We start from the raw sequence: 25,703 nt of genomic DNA on the forward strand, positions 1-25,703 counted from the left end.
GGGCAACACTGGCGCTACTGGTGCTACTGGTGCCACTGGCGATACCGGAGCCACTGGAGACACTGGTGCTACTGGAGACACTGGAGCCACTGGAGACACTGGTGCTACTGGAGATACTGGAGACACTGGTGCCACAGGAGATACTGGTGCTACAGGAGATACTGGTGCCACGGGCAACACTGGCGCTACTGGTGCTACTGGTGCCACTGGCGATACCGGAGCCACTGGAGACACTGGTGCTACTGGAGATACTGGAGATACTGGAGATACCGGCGCTACTGGTGCTACTGGTGCCACTGGGGCTACTGGGGCTACTGGAGATACTGGTGCTACTGGAGATACTGGAGCTACCGGTGCCACGGGTGATACCGGAAACACTGGTGCTACGGGTGCCACTGGAGAAACGGGTGATACAGGTGCCACGGGTGCTACTGGGGCTACTGGGGCTACTGGGGCTACTGGGGCTACTGGGGCTACTGGGGCTACTGGGGCTACAGGAGATACTGGAGCTACTGGTGCCACGGGTGATACCGGAAACACTGGTGCTACGGGTGCTACTGGGGCCAAGGGCGTCACGGGCGTCACTGGAGCCACCGGAGCTACGGGCGCAACTGGGGCCACTGGTGATACCGGTACCACGGGTGCTACTGGAGTTACCGGCAACACAGGTGCCACGGGTGCTACGGGTGACACTGGCGACACGGGCGCTACTGGAGCCACCGGCGCTACCGGAGATACAGGCGACACGGGTGCCACTGGATCCACCGGAGATACTGGAGCCACGGGCGACACCGGCGCCACGGGTAATACTGGAGATACTGGGGCTACTGGCTCTACCGGCGACACGGGTGCCACGGGTGCCACTGGCGCTACAGGAGCTACTGGAGACACTGGCGCTACTGGTGATACCGGAGACACCGGAGATACTGGCGATACCGGCGCTACTGGCGATACCGGCGCTACGGGTGCTACTGGCACCACGGGTGACACCGGAGCTACAGGAGACACGGGTGCTACTGGAGTTACCGGCAACACAGGTGCCACGGGAGACACCGGAGATACAGGTGCCACGGGTGCTACGGGTGACACTGGCGCTACTGGAGCTACTGGCACCACGGGTGACACCGGAGCTACAGGAGACACGGGTGCTACTGGGGCCACGGGCGTCACTGGAGCCACCGGAGCTACGGGCGCAACTGGGGCCACTGGTGATACCGGTGCTACCGGAGACACTGGCGCTACTGGAGATACTGGTGCTACGGGAGACACTGGCGCCACTGGCGACACCGGCGCTACCGGTGATACCGGAGCTACTGGCGCTACCGGAGCGACTGGGGCTACGGGTGCTACGGGAGACACCGGCGACACGGGTGCTACAGGTGCTACGGGTGCCACTGGAGACACTGGAGAAACGGGTGCTACCGGAGATACTGGCGCTACTGGCGCTACCGGTGATACCGGAGATACCGGGGCCACTGGAGACACCGGAGCTACTGGTGCCACTGGTGCCACTGGGCCAACCGGAGACACCGGGGCCACCGGCGTAACCGGCGCTACTGGTGCCACTGGCGATACCGGAGCCACGGGTGCTACTGGTGCCACGGGCGACACCGGTGCTACCGGTGACACTGGCGATACCGGAGATACCGGAGATACTGGCGCTACAGGCGCCACGGGTGCTACTGGTGATACTGGCGCTACTGGTGCTACCGGCGATACCGGAGATACTGGTGCTACCGGAGACACTGGTGCTACTGGCGCTACCGGCGCCACAGGAGATACTGGAGATACTGGAGCTACGGGCTCTACTGGCGCTACCGGAGATACCGGAGCTACTGGAGACACCGGTGCCACTGGTGATACCGGTACCACTGGTGCTACGGGTGCTACCGGTGCCACTGGCGATACGGGCGCCACAGGTGCTACCGGAGATACCGGAGCTACTGGTGCTACGGGTGCCACTGGCGATACTGGAGCCACTGGAGATACCGGCGCCACGGGCGCCACTGGACCAACCGGAGATACTGGAGATACCGGCAGAACTGGGGCCACGGGTGCTACCGGAGCTACGGGCGCCACCGGTGCTACCGGAGATACTGGTGCTACTGGCGCCACGGGTGACACCGGCGCTACTGGAGCGACTGGAGCCACGGGTGCTACTGGCGATACCGGAGATACTGGAGATACTGGTGACACTGGTGCTACTGGTGCTACTGGTGATACTGGTGCTACCGGTGCTACTGGGGCCACTGGCGATACTGGCGCTACTGGCGCTACTGGAGCTACCGGAGATACCGGAGATACCGGAGCTACTGGAGATACTGGTGCCACTGGTGCTACCGGTGCCACTAGCGCTACGGGTGCCACCGGAGCTACGGGCGCTACGGGCGCTACGGGCGCTACCGGAGCCACTGGTGATACAGGAGCCACCGGAGCTACTGGTGTTACTGGTGCTACTGGTGTTACTGGTGCCACTGGCGCTACCGGAGATACTGGTGCTACCGGAGACACTGGCGCTACTGGAGACACGGGCGACACTGGCGCCACTGGTAATACTGGAGATACTGGGGCTACTGGCTCTACCGGCGACACGGGTGCCACGGGTGCCACTGGCGCTACAGGAGATACTGGTGCCACTGGAGACATGGGAGCTACGGGTGCTACCGGAGATACTGGCGCTACCGGTGCTACTGGTGATACCGGTGCTACCGGTGCTACTGGTGATACCGGTGCTACCGGTGCCACTGGCGCTACGGGCGCTACTGGCGCTACGGGCGCTACTGGCGCTACGGGCGCTACTGGCGCTACCGGAGCCACTGGTGATACAGGAGCCACCGGAGCTACTGGTGTTACTGGTGTTACTGGTGTTACTGGAGCTACTGGAAACACCGGGGCCACCGGCGTAACCGGCGCTACTGGTGCCACCGGAGCTACGGGCGCTACTGGCGCTACCGGTGCTACTGGCGCTACCGGAGATACAGGCGCCACGGGAGTTACTGGAGCTACTGGAGATACTGGCGATACCGGCGCTACTGGTGATACTGGAGCTACCGGAGATACTGGCCCTACTGGCGCTACCGGTGCCACAGGCGCTACCGGTGCCACAGGCGCTACTGGTGCCACCGGTGCTACTGGTGCTACTGGCGCTACTGGTGCTACTGGTGCCACTGGCGCTACTGGAGATACCGGCGCTACTGGAGATACTGGTGCTACCGGAGATACTGGCGCTACTGGCGCTACCGGTGCTACCGGTGCTACCGGTGCTACTGGTGCCACTGGCGTCACTGGAGATACCGGCGCTACTGGAGACACTGGCGCCACGGGTGCTACTGGTGCTACCGGTGCTACCGGTGCCACAGGCGCTACTGGTGCCACTGGTGCAACGGGAGATACCGGGGCCAATGGAGACACCGGAGCTACGGGAGATACTGGGGCCACTGGCGTCACTGGAGATACTGGTGATACCGGCGCTACTGGGCCAACCGGAGCGACTGGAATCACTGGCGCCACGGGTGCTACTGGAGCCACCGGAACTACGGGTGTTACGGGTGTTACGGGTGTTACGGGTGCTACGGGCGCTACGGGAGCCACCGGAGACACTGGCGCTACCGGGGCCACTGGGGCCACCGGTGCTACTGGAGTCACCGGAGACACTGGGGCAACGGGCGCTACTGGAGATACCGGTGCTACTGGAGATACTGGTGCCACTGGGGCCACGGGTAATACCGGAAACACTGGTGCTACGGGCGACACCGGAGCTACCGGCGCCACTGGAGTCACTGGAGTCACCGGCGCTACTGGCGCTACTGGCGATACCGGTGACACGGGCGCTACTGGAGCTACTGGCGTCACTGGAGATACTGGTGCTACCGGAGATACTGGCGCTACTGGCGCTACCGGTGATACCGGAGATACCGGGGCCACTGGAGACACCGGAGCTACTGGTGCCACCGGAGCTACGGGTGCTACTGGCGCTACCGGAGCCACGGGTGATACCGGAGCCACTGGTGATACCGGAGCCACTGGAAACACCGGCGCCACCGGCGTAACCGGCGCTACTGGTGCCACCGGAGCTACGGGCGCTACTGGCGCTACCGGCGCTACCGGAGACACTGGTGCTACGGGCGCTACTGGAGCTACCGGCGCCACAGGAGATACTGGTGCTACTGGTGATACTGGCGCTACTGGGGATACCGGTGCCACCGGAGATACTGGGGCCACTGGTGATACCGGCGCCACGGGTGATACTGGAGCTACGGGTGATACTGGAGCTACGGGTGACACCGGCGCTACTGGTGCTACTGGCGTTACTGGAGACACGGGAGCTACCGGCAATACGGGAGCTACAGGCGCTACTGGAGACACAGGTGATACTGGAGACACAGGTGATACTGGTGCTACGGGTGCTACCGGTGCTACTGGTGCCACTGGAGATACCGGAGCTACAGGAGTTACCGGCAACACAGGTACCACTGGCGCTACTGGTGCTACAGGCGCTACTGGGACCACTGGTGCCACGGGCGCCACGGGCGACACCGGGGCTACCGGAGCTACCGGCGCTACGGGTGCTACGGGTGCTACGGGCGCTACGGGAAACACCGGAGCTACTGGTGCCACGGGCGCCACGGGTGCTACCGGAGATACCGGAGCTACTGGTGCCACTGGCGATACTGGAGCCACGGGTGCCACTGGCGCTACCGGTGCTACTGGTGCCACGGGCGACACCGGAGATACTGGTGCCACGGGAGTTACTGGAGCTACGGGTGATACTGGCGCTACAGGAGATACTGGTGCTACTGGTGCTACAGGCGCTACAGGAGCTACCGGAGCGACTGGAGTCACCGGCGATACTGGAGCCACTGGCGACACGGGTGCTACCGGAGCGACTGGCGACACGGGTGGCACCGGAGCCACTGGCGATACTGGTGCCACTGGTGCTACTGGTGCCACTGGTGCTACTGGTGCCACGGGAGACACGGGCGATACCGGAAACACTGGTGCTACGGGCGATACCGGTGCTACGGGTGCCACTGGAGCTACCGGTGCCACCGGCGATACTGGAGCCACTGGGCCAACCGGAGCTACTGGAGCTACCGGTGCTACGGGCGATACTGGGGCTACCGGCGCTACCGGCGATACTGGAGCCACCGGAGATACTGGTGCTACTGGAGCTACTGGAGTCACCGGCACTACGGGTGCTACTGGTGATACCGGAGCTACGGGCGTTACTGGTGCTACCGGAGCCACTGGTGCTACTGGAGCTACTGGAGCTACTGGTACCACTGGTGCTACTGGCGCCACTGGTGATACCGGCGCCACCGGAGATACCGGAGCTACCGGAGATACTGGTGCTACCGGAGCTACTGGAGTCACCGGCGCTACGGGTGCTACTGGTGATACCGGCGCTACGGGTGCCACTGGAGCTACCGGTGCTACCGGCGCCACGGGTGATACTGGGGCTACTGGAGCTACTGGTGCCACGGGCGATACCGGCGCTACCGGAGCTACGGGAGCCACCGGAGCTACGGGAGCCACCGGAGCTACGGGAGCCACCGGTGCTACTGGAGATACTGGAGCTACCGGAGACACCGGAGCTACTGGCGCTACCGGCGACACTGGAGTTACTGGAGTTACTGGAGTTACTGGAGCTACCGGCACCACTGGTACTACTGGTGCTACTGGTGCCACTGGCGATACCGGTGCTACTGGAGCTACCGGAGATACGGGTGCAACTGGTGCTACTGGAGCTACTGGTACCACTGGTGCTACTGGCGCCACTGGTGATACCGGCGCCACCGGAGATACCGGAGCTACCGGAGCTACCGGAGATACCGGAGATACTGGCGCTACTGGAGTTACCGGCAACACAGGTGCCACTGGCGCTACGGGTGTCACTGGAGACACAGGAGCTACTGGAGACACTGGTGCTACCGGAGCTACTGGAGTCACCGGCGCCACGGGTGATACTGGGGCTACAGGCGACACGGGTGGCACCGGAGCTACTGGTGCTACTGGCGCCACGGGTGACACCGGAGATACTGGAGCCACGGGTGCTACTGGCGATACCGGAGCGACTGGTGATACTGGTAATACTGGTGCCACTGGTGATACCGGTACCACGGGTGCTACTGGAGCTACCGGCGCTACGGGAGCTACGGGTGCTACTGGTGCTACCGGAGACACTGGCGCTACTGGTGCCACGGGAGTTACTGGAGTCACCGGAGCTACGGGTGATACTGGGGCTACTGGTGATACCGGAGACACTGGCGCTACTGGTGCCACGGGTGCTACCGGAGCTACAGGCGACACGGGTGGCACCGGAGCTACCGGAGCTACTGGTGCTACTGGCGCCACGGGTGCTACTGGTGATACCGGTGCCACAGGCGCTACTGGTGCCACTGGTGCAACGGGAGATACCGGGGCCACTGGAGATACTGGTGCCACTGGGCCAACCGGAGACACTGGAGCCACCGGAGCGACCGGAGACACTGGCGCTACTGGTGCCACTGGCTCTACCGGAGCTACGGGAGCCACCGGAGACACTGGCGCTACCGGGGCCACTGGGGCCACTGGGGCCACCGGTGCTACTGGCTCTACCGGTGCTACGGGCGACACCGGCGCTACTGGTGCCACCGGCGCTACCGGAGCTACCGGCGCTACTGGCGCTACTGGCGCTACTGGCGCCACTGGTGCCACCGGAGCTACTGGCTCTTCCGGGGCCACTGGCGCCACCGGAGCCACTGGTGCCACCGGAGCTACGGGCGCTACTGGCGCTACTGGTGCCACCGGAACTACGGGCGCTACCGGAGCCACCGGAGACACCGGAGCCACCGGAGCCACCGGCGTAACCGGAGCTACTGGTGCCACCGGAGCTACCGGAGACACTGGCCCTACTGGTGCAACTGGCGCTACCGGAGCCACCGGAGCTACTGGTGCCACTGGCTCTACCGGGGCCACTGGTGCCACCGGCGCTACTGGTGCCACCGGCGCTACTGGTGCTACTGGAGCTACTGGATCCACCGGTGCTACGGGCTCTACAGGAGCCACTGGTGCCACTGGTGCTACTGGAGCTACTGGAGCTACTGGATCCACCGGTGCTACGGGCTCTACAGGAGCCACTGGACCCAATCTCAATGCCACAGGCTTTTCCGCTGTTAATTCTTCATTAACTGTATCTTCTACTACTCAAATTACGAACTGGACTGTAACAAGTCCGTATTATGGAAGTCCAGACTTCAATCCAACTACAGGAAACTATACTGTTCCAGCCACGGGCTATTATTCACTTGCTGCAACCATCAACTACATTACTTCTGCCACTATCGGCGTGTCTCTAGGTGCTGGAATTAATCCATTTTTCGTCATAAGTCGAACTTCACCAACAGCAACCAATCTCGTGAGTGGCTTGTTCCCGCTCTTGAACGTAAACATTGCACTGGTCCTGACCTTAAGAACCATACTTGGTAATGGAACCATTACACTCGCGGGTGATGTCCAATTAAATGCTGGTGATGTCCTTGGCCTGTTCTATCAAGCAAACGGATTGACAATCGGCCTGAATCTCGGGGGAGGCAGTTCATCCGGCATTGTGTGGTCTATATATCGTCTTGCCTAACGATTGTCGATATTCAAAAAATCCGGCGTATAAAGGGGAATCACTGCATATAATCACCTTAGTGTTTATTAGCAAAGGAGTGATTCCCTATGTCACAAGCCAATATCCCCAATATAACTCCGATCATATCCCTAACCTTCGACTCTGCCATCAATCTCATTCTCGCGTCAATTGCCCTTGAAGAGATCAGTCTTGCCCACATTCTTAATGCTGAGGGAGAGAAGCTTCAATATGTACTTGGTACCCTGCCTGGTGCAAATCCCCCCCCGATGACTCTCAGCGATCTTCTAATCATCAATAACAGTGTTCGGGAAATGCTTAAAGAAGTTTCAAAAAAAGAGTGGATTCTCAACAATAAACTCGAAAGTGCAGTTGAAGCCATTAAAGCCCATCGCACCTAATTGGTACTCTCACGGTCTTCTCCACAAAAACAAACAAAAAGAGAGCTCAATCGGGATTCTAACCCAAGAGCTCTCTTTTTTGTGTCTATATTTTTCTAATCCCCTACACGATGACAACATTCTACAAAATATTTTACTTTCATTACTCATTAGGGATAAATACTTACAATAAGGGATAAGTTTCTATAAAATGTAATATTATGGGCGAAAAAAGATTATGATTTGGATATTGTACAATTTTCGATTCCAACAAGAGCATCTCGTTTCTTTATGGAATCATCTTATCAAGGAGGTACTCAGCTTATATGAATGTATGGTTCACAGAACAAATCAACATGTTTCTACACGTCAAATGGTTCGCTAAAGGCAGCAATTCGATCCCCAAGCCCATGGCTGAAGTGATCACCCCTACCTTCCTATTTTGGCTAGGTTTCACGTTTACTGTATTGCTACTCTCGACGCTTTTCCACGATTATTTGAATCGTATCCCCGTGGTGAGGCGAATCCAAACGTGGCTAATCCGCTTCAAACCCCGAAGGTTACTCATTCTCCGAGTAGGTATCGGTCTAGGATTACTTCTACAGCTTATTACCGGCACTTATCTCTCTCCGGAATTCATTGCAGATTCCATTTGGGTAAACCTTCTACTTATCTTAGCCATCGCTGGACTCCTTCACCGAAAGACCTTAATTCTTACCAGTATCGCTCTTCTTTTATTGTACACCTACGCCACACAAAAGCACGGTATCTTTCACACACTTGATTATTTATTTTATCCCGGCATCATCTATTATCTCAGTGTATACAACACTCGCTGGAAAAAAACAGCCGCACCAGTTCTATATGTATTTACAGGAGTTTCTCTAGCCTGGCTCGCCATGGAGAAGCTAGCTATTGCAGATCTGGCCTACTCTTTAATGCACGACTACCACATCCCAACGATGGGTTTTACCGTTGAGAACTTCGTCCTGATCAGCGCATTCATCGAATTAGGACTAGCCTGGGCTTTCATAGTTGGCATTATGAATAGATTTACCGCGCTCGTTCTAACAGGTGTATTTTTAATGACAACTACGGTATTCGGATTTAAGGAAATCATTGGCCACACAATTGTTCATACTCTACTCATTATGTTCCTCATTGAAGGCAGCGACAATTATAAGTCCCCCTTCCAGTTTCACCGTTCTCCGGTACTTCGCTCTCTTTTTGTAAGCGTTAACTTCTGTATATTCCTATTTGGATTAATGGCGCTTTACGTATGGATGGGACATACCCACTAACCTTTAACTTTATCTCCCCCCCCTTGTAAGCGCACCCACAACAAAAAAAGCTGTCTCCACACGAATGTAGTCGAGTGGGACAGCCCTTAAACACAACCCTTCTCTAGCAAGGTATTAATCCCCCATCTTGATTTTGAAATAGTGCACAAGCTCCTTAAATCATCTCCTCACTGTTAGTATCCCTTTACCTTATCATTCGTAGTTACAGGGAAGGTAGCTCACTTAACAACAAGCCCCCAGTCATAAGACCGGGGGCTTGCTTCAGTACAGCGTGATGCGCATTGTTATTGATTAAGTAAGAACTCTTCGCCGGCAATACCGGGTGAAGTCATATGATATGGGTCCAGTATGACACGAATCTGTTCTTCGGTCAGGAGACCTTTTTCCAGAATAATCTCTTTTACAGTCTGGCCTGTCTGCTGCGCTTCCTTCACGAGCCTTGAAGCGACATCATAGCCAAGATGCGGGTTCAGGGCGGTGATGATGCCATAACTTGTGTCCACATAATGCTTACATCTGTCGATATTCGCTTGCAGATCGGTGATTAAATTCTTATAGAATACATCCATTCCATTCTTTAGAATTTTGATGGAGTGCATCAAGTTATTCGCGGCTACAGGTACCATAACATTCAACTCAAATTGTCCTGCTTCACATGCAAGACAGATCGTATGGTCGTTGCCAATCACCTGGAAGGAGATTTGGTTCATCACTTCTGCCATAACTGGATTCACCTTACCAGGCATAATCGAGGAGCCTGGTTGTCTTGGCGGCACAAGTAATTCATTAAAACCTGCCTTCGGCCCCGAAGCCATCATACGAATATCGTTACACATCTTGGAGACGTTGACGGCACATACCTTTAGCGCTGCTGACAATTCAAGATAAGCATCCGTATTCTGCGTTGCATCCACGAGATCTTCTGCTTGCTCCAGATCCATTTGGGTCTGCTCCTTAAGCAGGTTAACCACACTCTCCATATATTCTAGTGGAGCATTGAGGCCTGTACCTACAGCGGTAGCCCCCATGTTTATTTTGAGCAAACCCTGTGCTGCCCGCTCAATACGCCCAATGTCTCTGCCCAGCACCTTCGCGTAAGCACTGAACTCCTGTCCTAAACGGATAGGAACGGCGTCCTGAAGATGAGTCCGGCCCATTTTGATAACATGGTCAAACTCTTTTGCCTTCTCATTAATGCCATTAACAAGAGCCCGGAATACAGCGAGTAGATCTTGTGTTAAACGATACGCCGCTATTCGGATTGCAGTAGGGATCGCATCATTCGTTGACTGTGACATATTCACATGGTTGTTAGGATTGCAAAAGAAATAATCAGCCTTTCCCTTGCCCATCAGTTCCAGTGCACGATTAGCTAAAACTTCATTCATATTCATATTAATAGAAGTACCCGCTCCACCCTGGATCGAGTCCACAATAAATTCAGATCGAAACTGTCCTTCAATCACTTCTTCGGCCGCATCAACAATCGCTTTGCCAATGCCCTTCGGAAGTAAACCCAACTGCATGTTGGCGAGAGCTGCAGCCTTCTTCACCTCTGCAAGCGCAGAGATTAGCTCTGCATGTATAGGAACTCCACTGATGGGAAAGTTCTCGACTGCTCTGACTGTATTAATTCCGTAATAAGCTTGAGCAGGAAGCTGTCTCTCACCGAGGAAATCTTTTTCAACCCGATAATTCACGTCCATGTCTTCATCACCATTACCTTTCGAATTCCAGCATGTCATATCTGGTACTGTAATCATTCGTTTCCACCTATAATATTCCTCTAATTCTCACAAATATTTTGTGGAATAGTCCATGGAATTTAAGAAGGAATAATTAAGGCATACTCTGTCTCCATTACCCAATTTTCCATAATATCACTCTATATATAATATATCGCGACTCGCACATTTGATTATGCGAACCTCCCACACTTTTAAAGTAGAGAGAAGACTCTTCGTTTATATCTTCCAACTTACGCCCATACTTTTAGATGTTTCCATCATATAGGGGGAGAGAATGAATTGGATGCATTTCATGTTGGACAAGAGACAATCAAAGCTATTACTGGTTTTGTATTTCTATTTATTGCGATAAAAATAACCGGCCGCAATTCCATCAATCAGTTGACACCCTTTCATTTAGTATTTGTTATGGTGCTGGGCAACTTTTTAGGAACAACTATTTATGATGACGACATTGGAGTATTCGAGCTTCTCTACTCAATCGGTATTTGGACACTACTTAAACTTCTCTTAGAATTCATTGACCTTAAAAGGAAATCAACCCGTTTCATCTTAGACGGTAAACCCGCTCTTATTATTCAAGATGGAATGATAAACCGTAAGCTTTTACAGAAAAACAAAATGAATCTTAACCAAGTACTGAGTTTATTGAGACAAAATAATGTTTTTTCTGTTCGTGAGGTTAAATATGGTCTACTAGAGCCCAATGGCGAAATTAGTACGATGCTTTACTCGAAACACCAGCAAGTAAGCAGACAGGATTTTCATTTACCTGACACCCCCGTTGATCTCCCTGTATCCCTCATCATTGATGGTGAAATCTTATGGGATAATCTCCAAGAATATAACCTTGATAAACAGTGGCTTCACCAACAGTTAGTAACCCAAGGATACCGAGATGAGAAAGATATTTTTTATGCGGATTGGAAAAGAGATGATGGCATTCACATTAACCCTAAGTAACCACCTGTATGGGAGTCACCTTCACTAATTGTGCCCATCTTCACCTATTCAGAGACTGAAAGTGAAATTACTAAAAAAGCCGTCCCCAAAAGGAACGGCTTCAAAAATATAAGATTGCTCATGTATGAATAAACAATGGATCTACAAAGCTCCTACAGTACTGTTCGGCAACCTCTTCGGCACTATAACCCATATCACGTAAATAAAGAATGATATCCGCACGAGGAAGTGTAGAGAGTAGTATGGATGTGACTAACGGATCGAGTGGTTTTACTTCCCCCTGCTCAGCTGCATCCTCTAGAAGACTTTGAATCTGTGAACGTAGATAAATGAAGGGCGCATTTTCATCCAGCGTGTTTCTAGCGTCCTCCAGCCGAGCAGGAATGAGCATAATTCTTAGCATTTCCAGATCTTCGTTAATAAGGAGCACTAATCTATACATAATCGTCCGGAGCCGATGAACAACCAATTCCTCACCACTACTACGGAGATAAACATCCAGTTCGTCAATAAAGCGGTCGATCTTCGCTTCCATTAAGGTAAAGCAAATTTTGCTCTTACTTGAAAAACGGCGGTATAAGGTCCCTTGACCGATTCCAGTCGTTTTTGCAACCTGATGCATGGAAACTTCCTCGACTCCGTATTGATTAAATAAGGATTGCGCTGTATCTAAGATCTTTTGACCTAAAGCGTCATTCTCTTTTCTGCTAGTCATGCTTGCATCCCTTTCTACTTGAAAACAGGAACCTGTTATGCAGCCGACTTCTGTTCTTCAACGGGTGCAGCTGTACGTTTCACGAAGAAGCCCAGTACCAGAGCGATAAGTGCAAGAACGAGTCCCGTAACAAACGCACTATGAAGACCAGCAACCATCGACTCTACCGGATTCAAATCTCCGGTTGTCTCTACATAATTTTTAGATCCTGCTGTCATGATGCTGATAAAGAGTGCCATACCTACTGCACCGGCTACCTGCTGCAATGTATTCATAATCGCTGTACCATGAGGGTACATCAAGCGCGGCAGCTGATTCAAAGCCGTTGTTTGAGCAGGCATCATTACCATAGAAATACCAATCATCATCATAACATGAAGGAAGATGACATAACCACCTGTCCATGAAGATTCAACGCGAGAGAACAGGAAGATCGCAACACATAGAAGGACTAATCCAGGGATAATTAACACCCTTGGTCCAAATTTATCAAACAGTTTCCCTGTAATGGGTGCCATCAGTCCGTTGATAATACCACCAGGCATCATAACAAGCCCTGCAGACAGAGCGGTTAAGCCAAGAGCATTTTGCAGGAACAACGGCAACATAATCATGGTGGAGAACATACTCATCATTAATACTAACATCAGTACGGTTACCAGTGAGAACATAGGAAACTTAAAAGTGCGCAGATCCAGCATAGGTTCCTTCATGCGCAATTGACGCCACACAAAGAGCAATAAGCTAATCGCACCTGCTGTGATACACCACACGACTTTTGGATCCGACCAAGAGCCTTCTCCCGCACTACTGAAACCATATACAATTCCACCAAAACCGATGGTTGATAGAATAATGGAGACAAAGTCCACTTTCGGTTTCGTCAATTCCGACACATTTTTCAAGAATATCGCCGCAAAAGCAATAGAGAATGCAGCCAGCGGAATAACGAAGTAGAACAACCAGCGCCAGCCCATTGAATCCACGATCAACCCGGAAAGCGTTGGTCCGATCGCAGGGGCTGTCATAATAACGAGTCCGATCATCCCCATCGCCGCTCCCCGATTTTGAGGCGGATAAATACTAAGTATCGTATTCATCAGAACCGGCAGCATAAGACCTGTTCCGAACGCTTGCAAAATACGACCAACCAACAGCACCTCAAAACCAGGTGCGAAACCACATATAATGGTACCTACCAAAAATAGCGTCATTGCGCCTATAAACATCTGTCTTGTGGTAAACCACAGTTGAAGTAACGCCGTTACCGGAACCAGTATCCCGACAACAAGCATGTAGGATGTTGATAACCATTGTACAGTTGATTCCCCAATTCCAAACTGCTCCATCAAGCTCGGGAAAGCAATGTTTAACAGCGTCTCGTTCAAGATAGAAACGAATGCGCCAATGATGAGTGCAGCTACAATCGGCCCTCTCTTTAACTTCGTTACATCAATCTTGGCCGAACTTGGCCCCACTCCCATATCCAAGACCTTATCCTCCTTAGGTTCTATATACGGACAATTGTCCGGTAATGCGTTTTTTATTCTAACGGACAATTGTCCGCAGGTCAATGCATATATGGAAATTTTTTTATAACAAAAGATGTAATATTCATCACCAAAAAGGACCTGCCAGACCATATGGCCTGAACAGATCCTTTAAGCTGTTACTTATTTATTGCAAGTTTACACGCTTCTTCTGAAGCGCGAGATGAGCAAGTCAACAACCCAACCGACAATGAACCAAAACTTCTTCCTACTTCTTTAAAAGCACCTGCAAAAGTCTTAATGCCGACCGCACACGCGGGCGCTTCAGATGTTCCTGCACATAGCGATAATCGGTTAGAATTACTTTTGCATCACGCAAAGTATACGTGAAATCGTCATCGAAGAGGAGACGGTACTCCCATACTCTTTTTTCCCAATTCGGAATATTTGCTAAGCTCCAAGGGTCATCTGCTCCGGGATGAACGTAAGTCTCACTCACACCATCCGGAAGCTTATATAACTTCTCAAGAATACTCTGTTTAAAGCTCTCATAGGTTTCTTCCTCCAGCTTAACGAAGGGATGGGACAGCAGGTAATCCGGGATCGGTACACCGAAGGTGTCCGCAAGCCCGGAGGCAAGAGCTACGGGTCTTTCAATATCGGATAGTGAACTGAGAAGAGGGTCTTCTTTATAGATATAGCGGAAAAATCGTGAAGGCAGACCCCAGCGTGATATTGTCCAGAACATCTGGGGCAGAAAACTTCGACCCGTCTCGATCCCATACAGACTCCCCATATGATTATCGACATGGCTTATCTGGATTCCGGATTTCTGAACCAGATCATACTGAGCATGGATCTCCCTTATAACGGCCTTCGTCTCAGCCCGCTCTTCAAACTCTTTTACCGTACGATACTGGTACCCAGATTCATCATGAAGTGATGGATGACCTGTTAAACTGCTCCATCGTAAAGCCTCAAATTCGCTCGTCAGTGTTAGATGAAGTCCTACATTTGTCTGATGCCGCCTGGCGCTCCAGGCTGCTGCTTCCTCAAATCCTGGAGCCGGAGCCATAATCGTAGCTGACGATGCCTTACCCTCCTCCAAAATGTGCATAATAGCCTTGTTCATCGCTGCACTCTGACCGAAATCATCACAGTTTATAATCAGTCTTTTGTCCATGATCAATGGAGCCTCCTGCTTTATGATGGAACTGAAATTTTGTCGAGAAAGAGATCAGAACAGAAATGAGAAGTAGACCAAATGGAATGACGCTAATCAAATACCGAAACGTTGATTCAGGATCAGACCCCGGATTATCTCCGCTCTCATAGCCGAATATCATACCGACCACGAAAAAAGCTAATGCTGAGATAAGTCCACTTGAACGGGTAATGAAACCACTAACCGCCGTATATATACCTTCTCTTCGCTGCCCGGTTACCTCAGCGTCTTCGTCAATGATATTGCCGCTCACCATGGCTGGTGTTACCAAGAACCCTGCAAGCCCAAATCCTACAGCAATCCCTGCAGCCACACCACTCACAAGATCGTAACCGAACCAGAGCGGAATAACCGATAAGCCATACACTACAAGGGATAAACGCCACGCCTTTACCCCATCCATTCTGCGAATAATGAAGTACCAGACAAAGACAAGCGGTATGACAGAGACAAAAACAGCTGCAAGCAGGATCGATACCTGTTTCTCCGGGATTTGTAGAACATACTTAGCATAGAAAGGAATAATAGAGCTAATAAGTCCATTCACCGTCTGGGCAAATGAGTTCGAGATATTGAACACCCAGAATTTCTTGTTCTTTAGCGTCTGACGAAATGCCTCGTCTAGCTTAAGCGGTTCACCCGGCATCACCTCTGGCTGCTCCCTGACACTCATCATGCATAAGAACATAAACACACCGAATATTAGGGCGTACAATATCGACATATTAGAGAAGCCCATCATGCCAAACAAAATCGGAGTCAGGGCTGTTCCAATGAGCAGGGCAACCACCTGATAGCCTTGCTGAATTGCTGATGCTTTTGCACGGATACGATCACCGCGGAATAACTCCGGGAATAACGCGCCATAATTCACCCATAATACGGTTGCCACAGCCTCATACAGAATGAGTGCTACCAAAAACCATGTGAACAAACCATTCTCCGATAACCCATCGGGAGGTGAGAATATAAGTATGAACGTAAGCATAAACAGTGGAATGGCACCGAACACCCAAGGCCTGCGGCGTCCAAAGCGCGTCTTGGTTCGATCTGACCAATACCCGAATAAAGGATTGTTGACGGCATCCCAGATGAGAAAGATGGTTCTTGCCAGTGTAGCCAGTCCAATACCAAGCCCCAGCTTATCTACATAAAAATAACTGTAAAACGAGCTAAATGCCTGACTTTGAACCATCATCGCAAACATTCCGAGCGAAAATGCATACGGGGAATTCATCCACCTGCGCTTCATGCGCCTTCCTCCTATACGGTAAGATCAAGGGTCGAGTATGCTGTACAGTATTCGTCTTTCACCCTAATTATTCCTTCGATTCCTTTGATTCAACACCTAAACGACAACACCGGCAACGAGAAAGAAGCCTGACCGCACGCGGTCAGGCTTCTTTCCAGTCTTACTTAGTCCTACTTACTATTTCAAAACAACAACCTTAACAGCGTTGCCGATTGGTGGCAGGCTCTTAGTCAGTGTAGGACCGAAGAAAGCAAGGACCTTATCGTCCTTTTTCAGTTCGCTTGCCTTCACTTCTTTGCCGTCTTGATCCACAATTACCGTTTTATCAGACAGGTTAAGAACAACCTCTGATGGAGAAGCTTCCGTCATACCAAAGCCCTTAACTGTAATTTGTGTGTTATCTTCGTTAGGAGTAACCGTTCCTGAAGTCCCGATCAGATCCTTCACTTCGGAATCCTGCTTCACTTTGATCTCGGAAGCATACGTTTGACCTGGCAGACTCATTGTCATGGCAAGGCTGTGTACCACTTCGATATCAAGACCGAGAGACAGATCTTTAAGTGCGATCTTCTCACCTGCTGCATTCAGGATAACCGTATTCTCGTCCACATTCAGAATAATACCGTCTTGTCCTGCACCATTAATATGAACAGCCTTACGGTTCTCATCATTGTGAACTGCAGTAATAACACCATTTGCTTTCATTGTCTTCGCTTCCTCTACTTCCGATCCCTCGGTCGTAATGGCTACACGCGCACCTTCAATAGCTACACCATGGTGAAGCACATCGCTGAAGTATTTTGCTGGTACATAAAGTGTACCTGCGCTGTTTACTGGAGCCGTACCGAGTTTCACGAGCATTTTATTTTCATTATACTCATCTTTATCGGTCTGTACGAGACTCCATACAGGTGTATTCTCTTTCGTAAGCTCAGCGGAACGGTCCTCTTTGTTCCACTTGATCTCATAACCTAAAGCTTCTGCAATTTCACGAAGAGGGAGCATAATCTCCTTCGTCTTTTGATTCATAAACCCGGTGTTTTTTGCATCCTTACCATTAATGCTTACTGCATAATTCGTAATGGCTGAGATCAGCTCGGCTTTCTGAGAATCTTGGTTCACATCCGCGCTTGGTGCTGCATAAGCCGCTCCACCGGATACTGCCAAAGCTGATACTAGAAGTGCTGCTGCTGACTTTTTAAGATGTTTCTTCATGTTTATCATCCTTTCTAAGTTGTCATAGGAAGTAAGATCACTGGATCGCTTCAAATCTATTGACGCAACACCCTCGCCCGATGTTGCACTAATTTACCAACTAAATTTCCTTTACAATAAAAAAACATAGATTACACTGTGATTGCAAGCATTCTTCATCATTTTAACCATACTAGACCCTACTATAGACAACATATTAGCGAAGGAGGTTTGTTCTACTATGATTAGAGACAAAGCACCCCTTATCCACTTATATAAACGAGCTAATGCCGAGATGAATCATTCCTTAAACCATATTGAGCAAGCAGATCTTGCGGTACATATCCACTATTGGGGGTTCATGCCTCAGCATTTTGATAATACAGAGCACAAGCATTCATTCTTCGAGGCTTGTTATGTAATGGCCGGACATGGGTCTTACATTGAAGATGATATCCAATATGAACTGGAGCCTGGTACTATCTTTCTTTCTAGGCCTGGTAAATTGCATCATATCAAAAGTCAGAAGGGCCTCTCCCTATGCTATGTTGCCTTTGAGCCAGAGGAATCGGCTTGCAGCGAAATGTATAGACATTCGTTCGAATTGCTCGCTGAGCAGGGCACACCTGTAATCCAAGAGACAGCCATGCAGCCGACCTCGCTATTATGGGATTCGCTCTTAGCCTTGTTTGAACCGGGGAAGTCCTATCCGTTACTTGCCTTGCAAAGTACAGCTGTGTCATTAATTATCTCCATCCTTGTCGCCCATGCTCCAAAACTACCTATTGAATCCGATAATACAAAGAAAACCAATGAAGGGGCCGCAATCGTCCATCAAGCTGAACTGTTCATTAAAGATAATCTAAGCGAGCCTCTAACACTACTGAGGGTCGCAAGCCATCAGCATATCACACCCAGACACCTGACAAGATTGTTCAGTAAATACAGACATCAGTCTTTTGTTCATTATGTTCAGGAGCAGCGTGTGCAAAAGGCTAAGGATCTTCTTCTCAACACAGACAGGCAGATTAAAGAGATCGCAGCCGTATGTGGTTTTGAATCTGTACACTACTTCACACGCGTGTTCACAGCGAAGCTCGGTGTGACCCCCGCAAGATTTAGACGTTCACAATTTACCGAAGGACGATTCGATTCATCCCCTTACTAATACTCCCCCATGTCCTTATTGTACAAAAAAGCTTCCTCATTGTATAAAGACGTCCCTCCCTACTCCCTCTACAATAAGAGCGTAAGCTTAGCAACGGAGGGGGAGGACTTATTATGACAACTATATCAACCTTTCAATCACATCCAATTAACCATGTGGACTTCCAGGACAGACCTTTATTTATGAACAATGGTGTGGATTCTTGGTGCTCACTTGTGATTTCTACTTATAAAGAGCTGCAGGACACTCGGCCTGTTCGGATCATACTCGACGGGACCCATGGGGCTGATTTCTACACCTTACTCCGTCCACTTCAACAAGCTTGTGAAGAAGAAGGGATTCCTTTCTCCTATGACTTCACATCCGATTATCTTAAAGAAGAATCAGAACTACGGTCAGAAATGGCCCCGTATTTAACAGATAATCGTGCATTCGGCTATAAGGGCAACCATGTGCGCCCTATTCAATATTTCCAGACGGATGCGAAGACATCTCTGGCGCAAAGAGCTATTGATGTCGACAGCAAGGTCGGCATCTACTTATTATGCGGTCCGGGAGCAGCTATGTTAGCTAGCAGAGAATCTGATCTTTATTTCTTTGCTGACTATTCTCGGGAAAATCAACAGCTGCGACATGCAGAACATATGGGTAGCTTTGGTTTCGGGCAATCCACGGACAAAGTGGAAACCTATAAGAACTGCTTGTTTCTTGAATGGCCCGTATGGGAATCTTACCGCCGTGAATGGTTGGCATATTATACGAATCGCCTGAATCAACAGGCATATTACATGGATTTAAATAACCCTGTAAATCCAGTATTTCTTCCCGTAGAAGCTTTAAAGGATGTTTTGCTCAAGACTGCTCAGCAGCCGTTTCGTGTGAAACCGTTCTTTGCACCCGGCATCTGGGGTGGACAATATTTGAACAAATTAGTTGATCTGCCTAAAGAATGGCCTAACTGCGCATGGAGCTTTGAACCTATTGCTCCGGAGAACACACTTCTCCTCCAAGTACAAAATACAGTTGCCGAGTTACCATTCACCTTACTTATGGAAGCGGCACCTTACGACATTATGGGACAGCGCAATGTGGAATTATTCGGTGATTATTTCCCGATTCGATTCGACTACCTGGATACCATGGAAGGTGGAGATTTGTCCCTTCAGGTTCATCCCAAGCAGGCATATGTCGAATCACAATTTAACGAGCATATGACGCAGCAAGAGTCCTATTACATTATGAAGAATACGCCGGGAGCCAAAGTATATCTTGGACTTAAAGAAGGCGTAACAGGGGCAGATCTACTTGAAGCGGTTGAACGTGCGCATCAAGACGAAACACCTCTTGAGTTGCCTTCCTATGTGAACGAGTACCAGTCACAGATTGGGGAGCTTTATCTCATCCCTCCTGGAACGGTTCATACCTCCGGCAGAAACAATCTGGTTCTGGAGATTTCGTCAACGACTTGGTGGTTTACCTTTAAAATTTATGATTATTTACGTCTGGATCGAGACGGCAAACCACGCCCTCTAAATGGTGAGCATGCCAAACATAATATTAACGACGCTATGGATACGCCTGCTGTAGAACAAGGACTGATTGCTCAGCCTAAGGTTGTCAGCAGCCAAGGCAATAACGCAGAGGAATTACTTGGACAACGCGATGATCTTCTGTTCCAAGTTAACCGACTTTCTCTAGAAGATTCATGGCAGGGAGATACGCAAGGGGAATTTGTCATGTTCAATCTAGTCGATGGTGAGCGGGTTCGTCTCGTGCCTATAGATAACGAAAAGGCAGCGGTTGAATGGGGATACGCGGAAGCCTATATCATTCCAGCAAGTGTTGGGAAATACCGACTCGAGAACCTATCAGGTTCCACGTGCACACTTATCGTTGCTAGAGTCAATCCGAACTGGAGCCAGCCCCTTCTTCCGCCTTCATGGACCTCATCCAAGGAGACCTCCGATGTGTTCCGGTAATGAACGAAGTATGGCATCCAGAATGCCTGCCGTAATCACACTGGCACTGGATGCTGGAGGAACAGTTATCAAGGGCGTACTTCTCGTCAATGGGCAGATCATACAAGGATCATTCCTTAGTCGACCTTCCCAATCTCAAGATGCTGCGCCTAGCATTATTTCTAGATTGGCTAGCGTATGTCTCGAATTACTGGGCTCCTATATCTCCACTTACGGGCCTGTATTCAGGGAAGATACAATCCAGATCGGATTCGCTTTCCCTGGCCCATTCGACTATACAGAGGGGGTCGCACTCCTTCAGGGTGTTGATAAATATGAAGCACTGTATGACCTGTCTGTTCGCAATCTACTCCAAGCAGAATTCACGAGACTGAAGCAGACATCTTCGGACCAAATTCCAGACGCGCTAGCTTCTGCGGATATACGCTTCGGGAATGATGCCCATATGTTTGGTTTAGGTGTCAGCCTGCGCTTCCCTTGCGAAAGACTAATCTGCTTAACACTTGGCACGGGACTCGGTTCATCCTTTATTGAGAATGGACAGATCGTCCAAGACAAGAACGGCGTTCCACCCAGTGGTATGCTCTTCGCTGAGCCTTACCGCGACGGGATCATAGATGACTATTTTGGAAGAAGAGGAATTCTGAAAATGGCCTCGGAACGTGGCAAGATCTCCAACATTTCTGATGTTGCAGACCTTGCACTCGCAGCTCGTAACGGAGACGAAGCTGCTCTGGATCTATTCTATGAATACGGAAGAAGATTTGGAGACATGTTGCTGCCTTATATCGCTACCTTCCATCCACACCGAATCGTTCTTGGAGGACAGATATCAAGTAGCTTCTCTCTCTGGGAGAACGAGGTGCAGAACGCTCTTGGTGAGACATTTTCTATTCCATTCCTTCCATTACAAGACGGAATGTCCGCCGTATTTCAAGGGATTCATCAATTGTTCGAGTAGCCGATTTAACCTATATCTATCATCTTCCTTATCTAATACATCGGGGGTTATCTAATATGAGTAATTCAATCAAAGACGAACCTAAACCGGTCCGTCCCTGGACAATCTATGTCATTCATCATTCACATACGGATATCGGTTATACAGAGCGTCAGGAAAGAATCGAACAATATCACGTCGATTTTATTCGCCAAGCATTGAAGATTACCGATGCTGCTCACAGTGGCACGCATCCTGAGTGGAAACCATTCCGCTGGACATGTGAAACCTTCTGGGCTGTAGAGAAGTTTCTTGAAGAAGCGACACCTGCCGAGAAGGAGGCTTTTCAGCAGGCAATACTCCGGGGCGATATTGAACTATCCGGTACCTACCTGAACATGACCGAACTACCTGACTTTGATCTACTTCTTCGTAATCACGCCAAAGCCCAGCAGTACGCAGCGTCGTTCGGCCACCGAATCGATAGTGCAATGACCGCAGACATCAACGGATACAGCTGGGGTTACGCTTCAAGCTTACTTCAGAACAATATCGATAATTTATTCTCTTGCATCCATACGCATCACGGAATGTATCCGCTTGGGCGCAAGCAAACTCCATTCTGGTGGGAAGCTCCAGACGGTGGCAAGCTGCTCGTCTGGAACGGAGAGCACTACATGTTCGGTAATGAGCTAGGATTCTGTCCAAATGCACTCGGTAAATACATGATTAAAGACGAACTCGAGCATTATCTCATGGAACCGAAGCCGCGTCATAACGATATCGCTTCTTTACGAATCAATCGATATTTATCGAATCTTGAACAGGAGAAATATCCATATAACTTCGTACCGATCATGGTATCTGGTCTTGGAACAGACAATGCATCGCCGAACGCTGAGATTGCGGAATGGATAACCGAGTGGAACAAACAATATGGTGAGCAGGTGACAATTAAGCTCGCTACTCTGTCCGAATTTTTTGGTGTACTGAAGCAGGAAGACTTGTCCTCCATACCTGTACATCGGGGAGACTGGCCAGATTGGTGGACTGACGGGGTTGCTTCTACAGCGATGCATACCCAGATCTACCGCGATGCCCAGCGTACACTCCGTAAAGTGAAAAGCTTAGACCCTAACCATGAGACGGCAAGCCTATCGGAAATTGACGAAGCAGCACAGGCACTGACGATGTATGCAGAGCATACTTGGGGATATCACTCTTCGGTGTATGAACCATGGCACCCGCAGGTACAAATGCTCGAAGTTCGCAAGCAGTCATATGCGGCTGAAGCAAGTAAATTGGCTCACCGCGCATTAGATAAAGTACTCGTTGCTCGTCACGGTGCTCTACTTGCCCCTCATCGACCAATGCGCTATGAGGTCATTAATACAGAATCAGCAGAAGCAACGCTACTTGTAAGCATTCCGCTGGATGGTTGGGAAAATGTCATTCTACAGAGCGAGTTCGAGCTTGTTGATGAAAAGACAGGACAATCGATACCATACCAGTTGTCGCATACACAAGTAATCGTTACGGAACTGACGCTCTCGCCTGGAGAGTCACGCATCTTGCATATTCGTTCGCTCCAGAAATCGGATGCAAATTCGCCTTTTGCAAAAACGGTCACTGCCCGTAATATCGAGCCCATTCCATGTGAAGGAGTATATGATATCTGGTCTCCACCTGCATCAAATTCTCCAATTACAATTGGTGAGGATTTCATTGAATCGAAATCCATGAGAATTGAATGGGCACTTAACGAAGGTATCACTGCATGGATCGATAAGACTCTTGCTGCGAATTTACTGGATGTGAACCGTAAATACGAGCCGTTCACTCCTGTTTATGAAGTGACGCCTGCTCAAGATGAACACAATCCTTCCCACGTACACGCTACACGTTCTCGCATGGGGCGTAATCGGAAAGGAACCAACGTTCAGCGGGATATCGGCCGACTCAGTCAGGTAAAAGTACTGGAGAATGGACCTTTGTTTGCACTTTTAGAGCTAGTATTTAAGGTGAAGGGCCTCACCTACTATGCCCTTCATATTAAAATGTTCGCCAACCAGCCTCGTGTTGAGGTGTCCGTCCGTTTCCATAAGGACAGTGTCTGGCTTCCGGAGAACGTATATGTTGCACTTCCATTCTCTATGGGCTCAGATGCAGAGCTGTATGTAGAAAAAGCGGGCTGTCTCGTTCGTCCATGGAAAGATCAGCTTCCGGGTAGTTGCCTTGATTACACCGCAGTACAGGAAGGATTGTTCTGGTACTCGGCTAAGGATCAAACTGCGCTTGCCGTTTCGATGACCGATACACCGCTTCTACAGCTCGGTTCGATTGAGCACCAGCCTCGGAAGCTTCATATGATGCAAGAAGAAGGTAGCAAGCCTTCCACGTATGCATGGATTCTTACGAACTACTGGGAGACGAACTTCAAAGCTACTCTTGGCGGGTTCTATGAGTTCCGCTATGCCGTAGAGCGTCATCACAAGGTTGATCCACAGCAAGTGACAGGCAAGCTCCATGCCTCCACTGGGCAGTTTACGGTTCACCGGATTCGTTCTTAGAATCAACAAAATAACAGGGTATTCCCAAGGTCGACTGACCTTGGGAATACCCTGTTTGTGTTAAATCGCTATGGGAACGAAGTGCCTATAGTAACTACTCTCTCCGCTGCTTCGCGCTACCTACATTTAAACCCTATACCAAAAAAAATCGCTCATTAATAAATTTAGAGTGACTTTGATCTGCTACAACGGAGAGGGCGGAATCATTCTGGAGAAGTGTAGCGGTCGCCTTTGTCCCCGGATTTCATCACTTACAACAAAATTCAAGGAAATCAGGGGGCAACAGCGATCGGAAGAATGATCCGCACTCGTAGTGACTGAAGAGCTAAGATTAATAATGAGCGATTCTTATCCCTTGATCGACCCAGCCACCATGCCCTTCATGATCTGCTCCTGCAGGATCAGATAAATGACGATCGTTGGAATTACCGCTATCGCCATCGCTCCCATTGTAAGACTGTAATCCGTTCCGAAGCCGTCTGAGAACAGAGACAGACTCAGTGGCAGCGTCTTCAGTGCTTGCGAATTAATGAACACAAGCGCGAAGGAGAAGTCATTCCAGAAGCGCAGGAAAGCAAGAATAGATATGGTCGCTACAATTGGGGTACAGAGTGGCAGGATAATCCGCCCGAATATCCCCCACCAACCGTTTCCATCAATCATGGCCGCTTCCTCAATTTCTCTTGGAATCGAAGCCATATAGGCCATCGCTAAGAATATCGCAATTGGCAGCTCAAAAGCCGTATACGGCAGGATCAGCGCGCCATAAGTGTTAAGCAGTCCTATCTCTTTCATCATTAGAAATAACGGAACGAGTGTACTATGGATCGGGATAAGCATACCGGCCAGAAACAGTGCCATCACGGCCTTTTTGAAACGAAACTGAAACCGGGCCAGTACATACGCTGCCAAGACACTGAGTACAATCGTTAATGCAACAGAGGCAATCGTAACGATCGTAGAGTTCATGAGCGCCCTTCCCATATTCCCCATCTCCCATGCTCGGAAGATGTTCTCCTTCATCCATACCAGGGGCAATCCATAGGGATTGTTGAAGAAATCCTGGTTTGTCTTAAATGCGCTAATAAACAACCAATACAGTGGATACAGCGTAAGCAAGGCGTACACTAGCAGCAGCAACTTCAAGGCTCCGGATAGTCCTC

15 protein-coding genes are annotated in these 25,703 nt (G+C 50.1%); 8 read left to right on the forward strand and 7 right to left on the reverse strand.

The features are described 5' to 3' along the window. The 3 genes from AC3WJJ_RS17250 to AC3WJJ_RS17260 form a co-directional block, all read left to right on the forward strand. The coding region (locus AC3WJJ_RS17250; RefSeq protein ID WP_492542574.1) for a hypothetical protein at nucleotides 1-7,615 on the forward strand (7,615 nt) is incomplete at its 5' end. An 89-nt stretch (nucleotides 7,616-7,704) separates the two neighbouring features. Beyond that, nucleotides 7,705-8,016, forward strand: a complete 312-nt coding sequence (locus tag AC3WJJ_RS17255; RefSeq protein WP_492542576.1) for an alpha-helical endospore appendage domain-containing protein — start codon at nucleotides 7,705-7,707, stop codon at nucleotides 8,014-8,016. A gap of 305 nt (nucleotides 8,017-8,321) precedes the next feature. Next, the gene (locus AC3WJJ_RS17260) at nucleotides 8,322-9,296 is read left to right on the forward strand and encodes a hypothetical protein (protein WP_492542578.1); all 975 of its coding nucleotides are present in this window, start codon (nucleotides 8,322-8,324) and stop codon (nucleotides 9,294-9,296) included. Nucleotides 9,297-9,580: 284 nt separating this feature from the next. Here the strand turns inward: AC3WJJ_RS17260 and AC3WJJ_RS17265 are convergent, their stop codons facing one another. Beyond that, entirely contained in the window at nucleotides 9,581-11,002 is a 1,422-nt protein-coding gene (locus AC3WJJ_RS17265; protein ID WP_492543081.1) for an aspartate ammonia-lyase, read from the reverse strand. Nucleotides 11,003-11,323: 321 nt separating this feature from the next. On the opposite strand from AC3WJJ_RS17265, the gene AC3WJJ_RS17270 reads away from it, so the two are divergent. Continuing rightward, complete coding sequence (locus tag AC3WJJ_RS17270) at nucleotides 11,324-12,007, forward strand: DUF421 domain-containing protein (RefSeq protein WP_492542580.1); 684 nt, start codon at nucleotides 11,324-11,326, stop codon at nucleotides 12,005-12,007. Nucleotides 12,008-12,125: 118 nt separating this feature from the next. Here the strand turns inward: AC3WJJ_RS17270 and AC3WJJ_RS17275 are convergent, their stop codons facing one another. The 5 genes from AC3WJJ_RS17275 to AC3WJJ_RS17295 form a co-directional block, all read right to left on the reverse strand. Then, nucleotides 12,126-12,722, reverse strand: coding sequence for a TetR/AcrR family transcriptional regulator (locus tag AC3WJJ_RS17275; protein ID WP_492542582.1), 597 nt, complete (start codon nucleotides 12,720-12,722; stop codon nucleotides 12,126-12,128). Between the two features lie 35 nt (nucleotides 12,723-12,757). Then, nucleotides 12,758-14,206, reverse strand: a complete 1,449-nt coding sequence (locus AC3WJJ_RS17280; protein WP_492543083.1) for an MDR family MFS transporter — start codon at nucleotides 14,204-14,206, stop codon at nucleotides 12,758-12,760. 274 nt (nucleotides 14,207-14,480) lie between these two features. Continuing rightward, entirely contained in the window at nucleotides 14,481-15,395 is a 915-nt protein-coding gene (locus AC3WJJ_RS17285) for a polysaccharide deacetylase family protein (RefSeq protein ID WP_492542584.1), read from the reverse strand. Further along, nucleotides 15,367-16,689, reverse strand: coding sequence for an MFS transporter (locus tag AC3WJJ_RS17290; RefSeq protein WP_492542586.1), 1,323 nt, complete (start codon nucleotides 16,687-16,689; stop codon nucleotides 15,367-15,369). The genes AC3WJJ_RS17285 and AC3WJJ_RS17290 overlap by 29 nt, the downstream gene beginning before the upstream one ends. 177 nt (nucleotides 16,690-16,866) lie before the next feature. Further along, a complete protein-coding gene (locus tag AC3WJJ_RS17295; protein WP_492542588.1) occupies nucleotides 16,867-17,904 on the reverse strand; it encodes a copper amine oxidase N-terminal domain-containing protein in 1,038 nt (345 codons plus the stop codon). Nucleotides 17,905-18,124: 220 nt separating this feature from the next. Between AC3WJJ_RS17295 and AC3WJJ_RS17300 the strand changes: the two genes are divergently transcribed. From AC3WJJ_RS17300 to AC3WJJ_RS17315, 4 genes are all read left to right on the forward strand, one after another. Then, nucleotides 18,125-19,051 carry a helix-turn-helix domain-containing protein gene (locus AC3WJJ_RS17300; RefSeq protein ID WP_492542590.1) on the forward strand — a complete coding sequence of 309 codons (927 nt, stop codon included), beginning with the start codon at nucleotides 18,125-18,127 and terminating at the stop codon, nucleotides 19,049-19,051. A gap of 113 nt (nucleotides 19,052-19,164) precedes the next feature. Continuing rightward, on the forward strand, nucleotides 19,165-21,030 hold the full coding sequence (locus tag AC3WJJ_RS17305; RefSeq protein ID WP_492542592.1) for a class I mannose-6-phosphate isomerase: 1,866 nt from the start codon (nucleotides 19,165-19,167) through the stop codon (nucleotides 21,028-21,030). Beyond that, complete coding sequence (locus AC3WJJ_RS17310) at nucleotides 21,017-21,991, forward strand: ROK family protein (RefSeq protein ID WP_492542594.1); 975 nt, start codon at nucleotides 21,017-21,019, stop codon at nucleotides 21,989-21,991. The genes AC3WJJ_RS17305 and AC3WJJ_RS17310 overlap by 14 nt, the downstream gene beginning before the upstream one ends. A 56-nt stretch (nucleotides 21,992-22,047) precedes the next feature. Then, nucleotides 22,048-24,540 (forward strand): glycoside hydrolase family 38 N-terminal domain-containing protein, encoded by a 2,493-nt coding sequence (locus AC3WJJ_RS17315; RefSeq protein ID WP_492542596.1) that lies wholly within the window; start codon nucleotides 22,048-22,050, stop codon nucleotides 24,538-24,540. Nucleotides 24,541-24,888: 348 nt separating this feature from the next. Here AC3WJJ_RS17315 and AC3WJJ_RS17320 read toward each other — a convergent pair whose 3' ends face one another. Further along, complete coding sequence (locus tag AC3WJJ_RS17320; RefSeq protein ID WP_492543085.1) at nucleotides 24,889-25,686, reverse strand: carbohydrate ABC transporter permease; 798 nt, start codon at nucleotides 25,684-25,686, stop codon at nucleotides 24,889-24,891. Nucleotides 25,687-25,703 lie beyond the last annotated feature (17 nt).

Source organism: Paenibacillus sp. FW507-14B1B (assembly GCF_058781425.1).

Excerpts from the sequence above, each read along its gene's own strand:
- AC3WJJ_RS17285 (WP_492542584.1), bottom strand. The coding sequence starts at position 15,395 with ATGGACAAAAGACTGATTATAAACTGTGATGATTTCGGTCAGAGTGCA.
- AC3WJJ_RS17280 (WP_492543083.1), bottom strand. The coding sequence starts at position 14,206 with ATGGGAGTGGGGCCAAGTTCGGCCAAGATTGATGTAACGAAGTTAAAG.
- AC3WJJ_RS17290 (WP_492542586.1), bottom strand. The coding sequence starts at position 16,689 with ATGAAGCGCAGGTGGATGAATTCCCCGTATGCATTTTCGCTCGGAATG.
- AC3WJJ_RS17275 (WP_492542582.1), bottom strand. The coding sequence starts at position 12,722 with ATGACTAGCAGAAAAGAGAATGACGCTTTAGGTCAAAAGATCTTAGAT.
- AC3WJJ_RS17300 (WP_492542590.1), top strand. The coding sequence starts at position 18,125 with ATGATTAGAGACAAAGCACCCCTTATCCACTTATATAAACGAGCTAAT.
- AC3WJJ_RS17295 (WP_492542588.1), bottom strand. The coding sequence starts at position 17,904 with ATGAAGAAACATCTTAAAAAGTCAGCAGCAGCACTTCTAGTATCAGCT.
- AC3WJJ_RS17265 (WP_492543081.1), bottom strand. The coding sequence starts at position 11,002 with ATGGACGTGAATTATCGGGTTGAAAAAGATTTCCTCGGTGAGAGACAG.
- AC3WJJ_RS17315 (WP_492542596.1), top strand. The coding sequence starts at position 22,048 with ATGAGTAATTCAATCAAAGACGAACCTAAACCGGTCCGTCCCTGGACA.
- AC3WJJ_RS17310 (WP_492542594.1), top strand. The coding sequence starts at position 21,017 with ATGTGTTCCGGTAATGAACGAAGTATGGCATCCAGAATGCCTGCCGTA.
- AC3WJJ_RS17305 (WP_492542592.1), top strand. The coding sequence starts at position 19,165 with ATGACAACTATATCAACCTTTCAATCACATCCAATTAACCATGTGGAC.
- AC3WJJ_RS17255 (WP_492542576.1), top strand. The coding sequence starts at position 7,705 with ATGTCACAAGCCAATATCCCCAATATAACTCCGATCATATCCCTAACC.
- AC3WJJ_RS17260 (WP_492542578.1), top strand. The coding sequence starts at position 8,322 with ATGAATGTATGGTTCACAGAACAAATCAACATGTTTCTACACGTCAAA.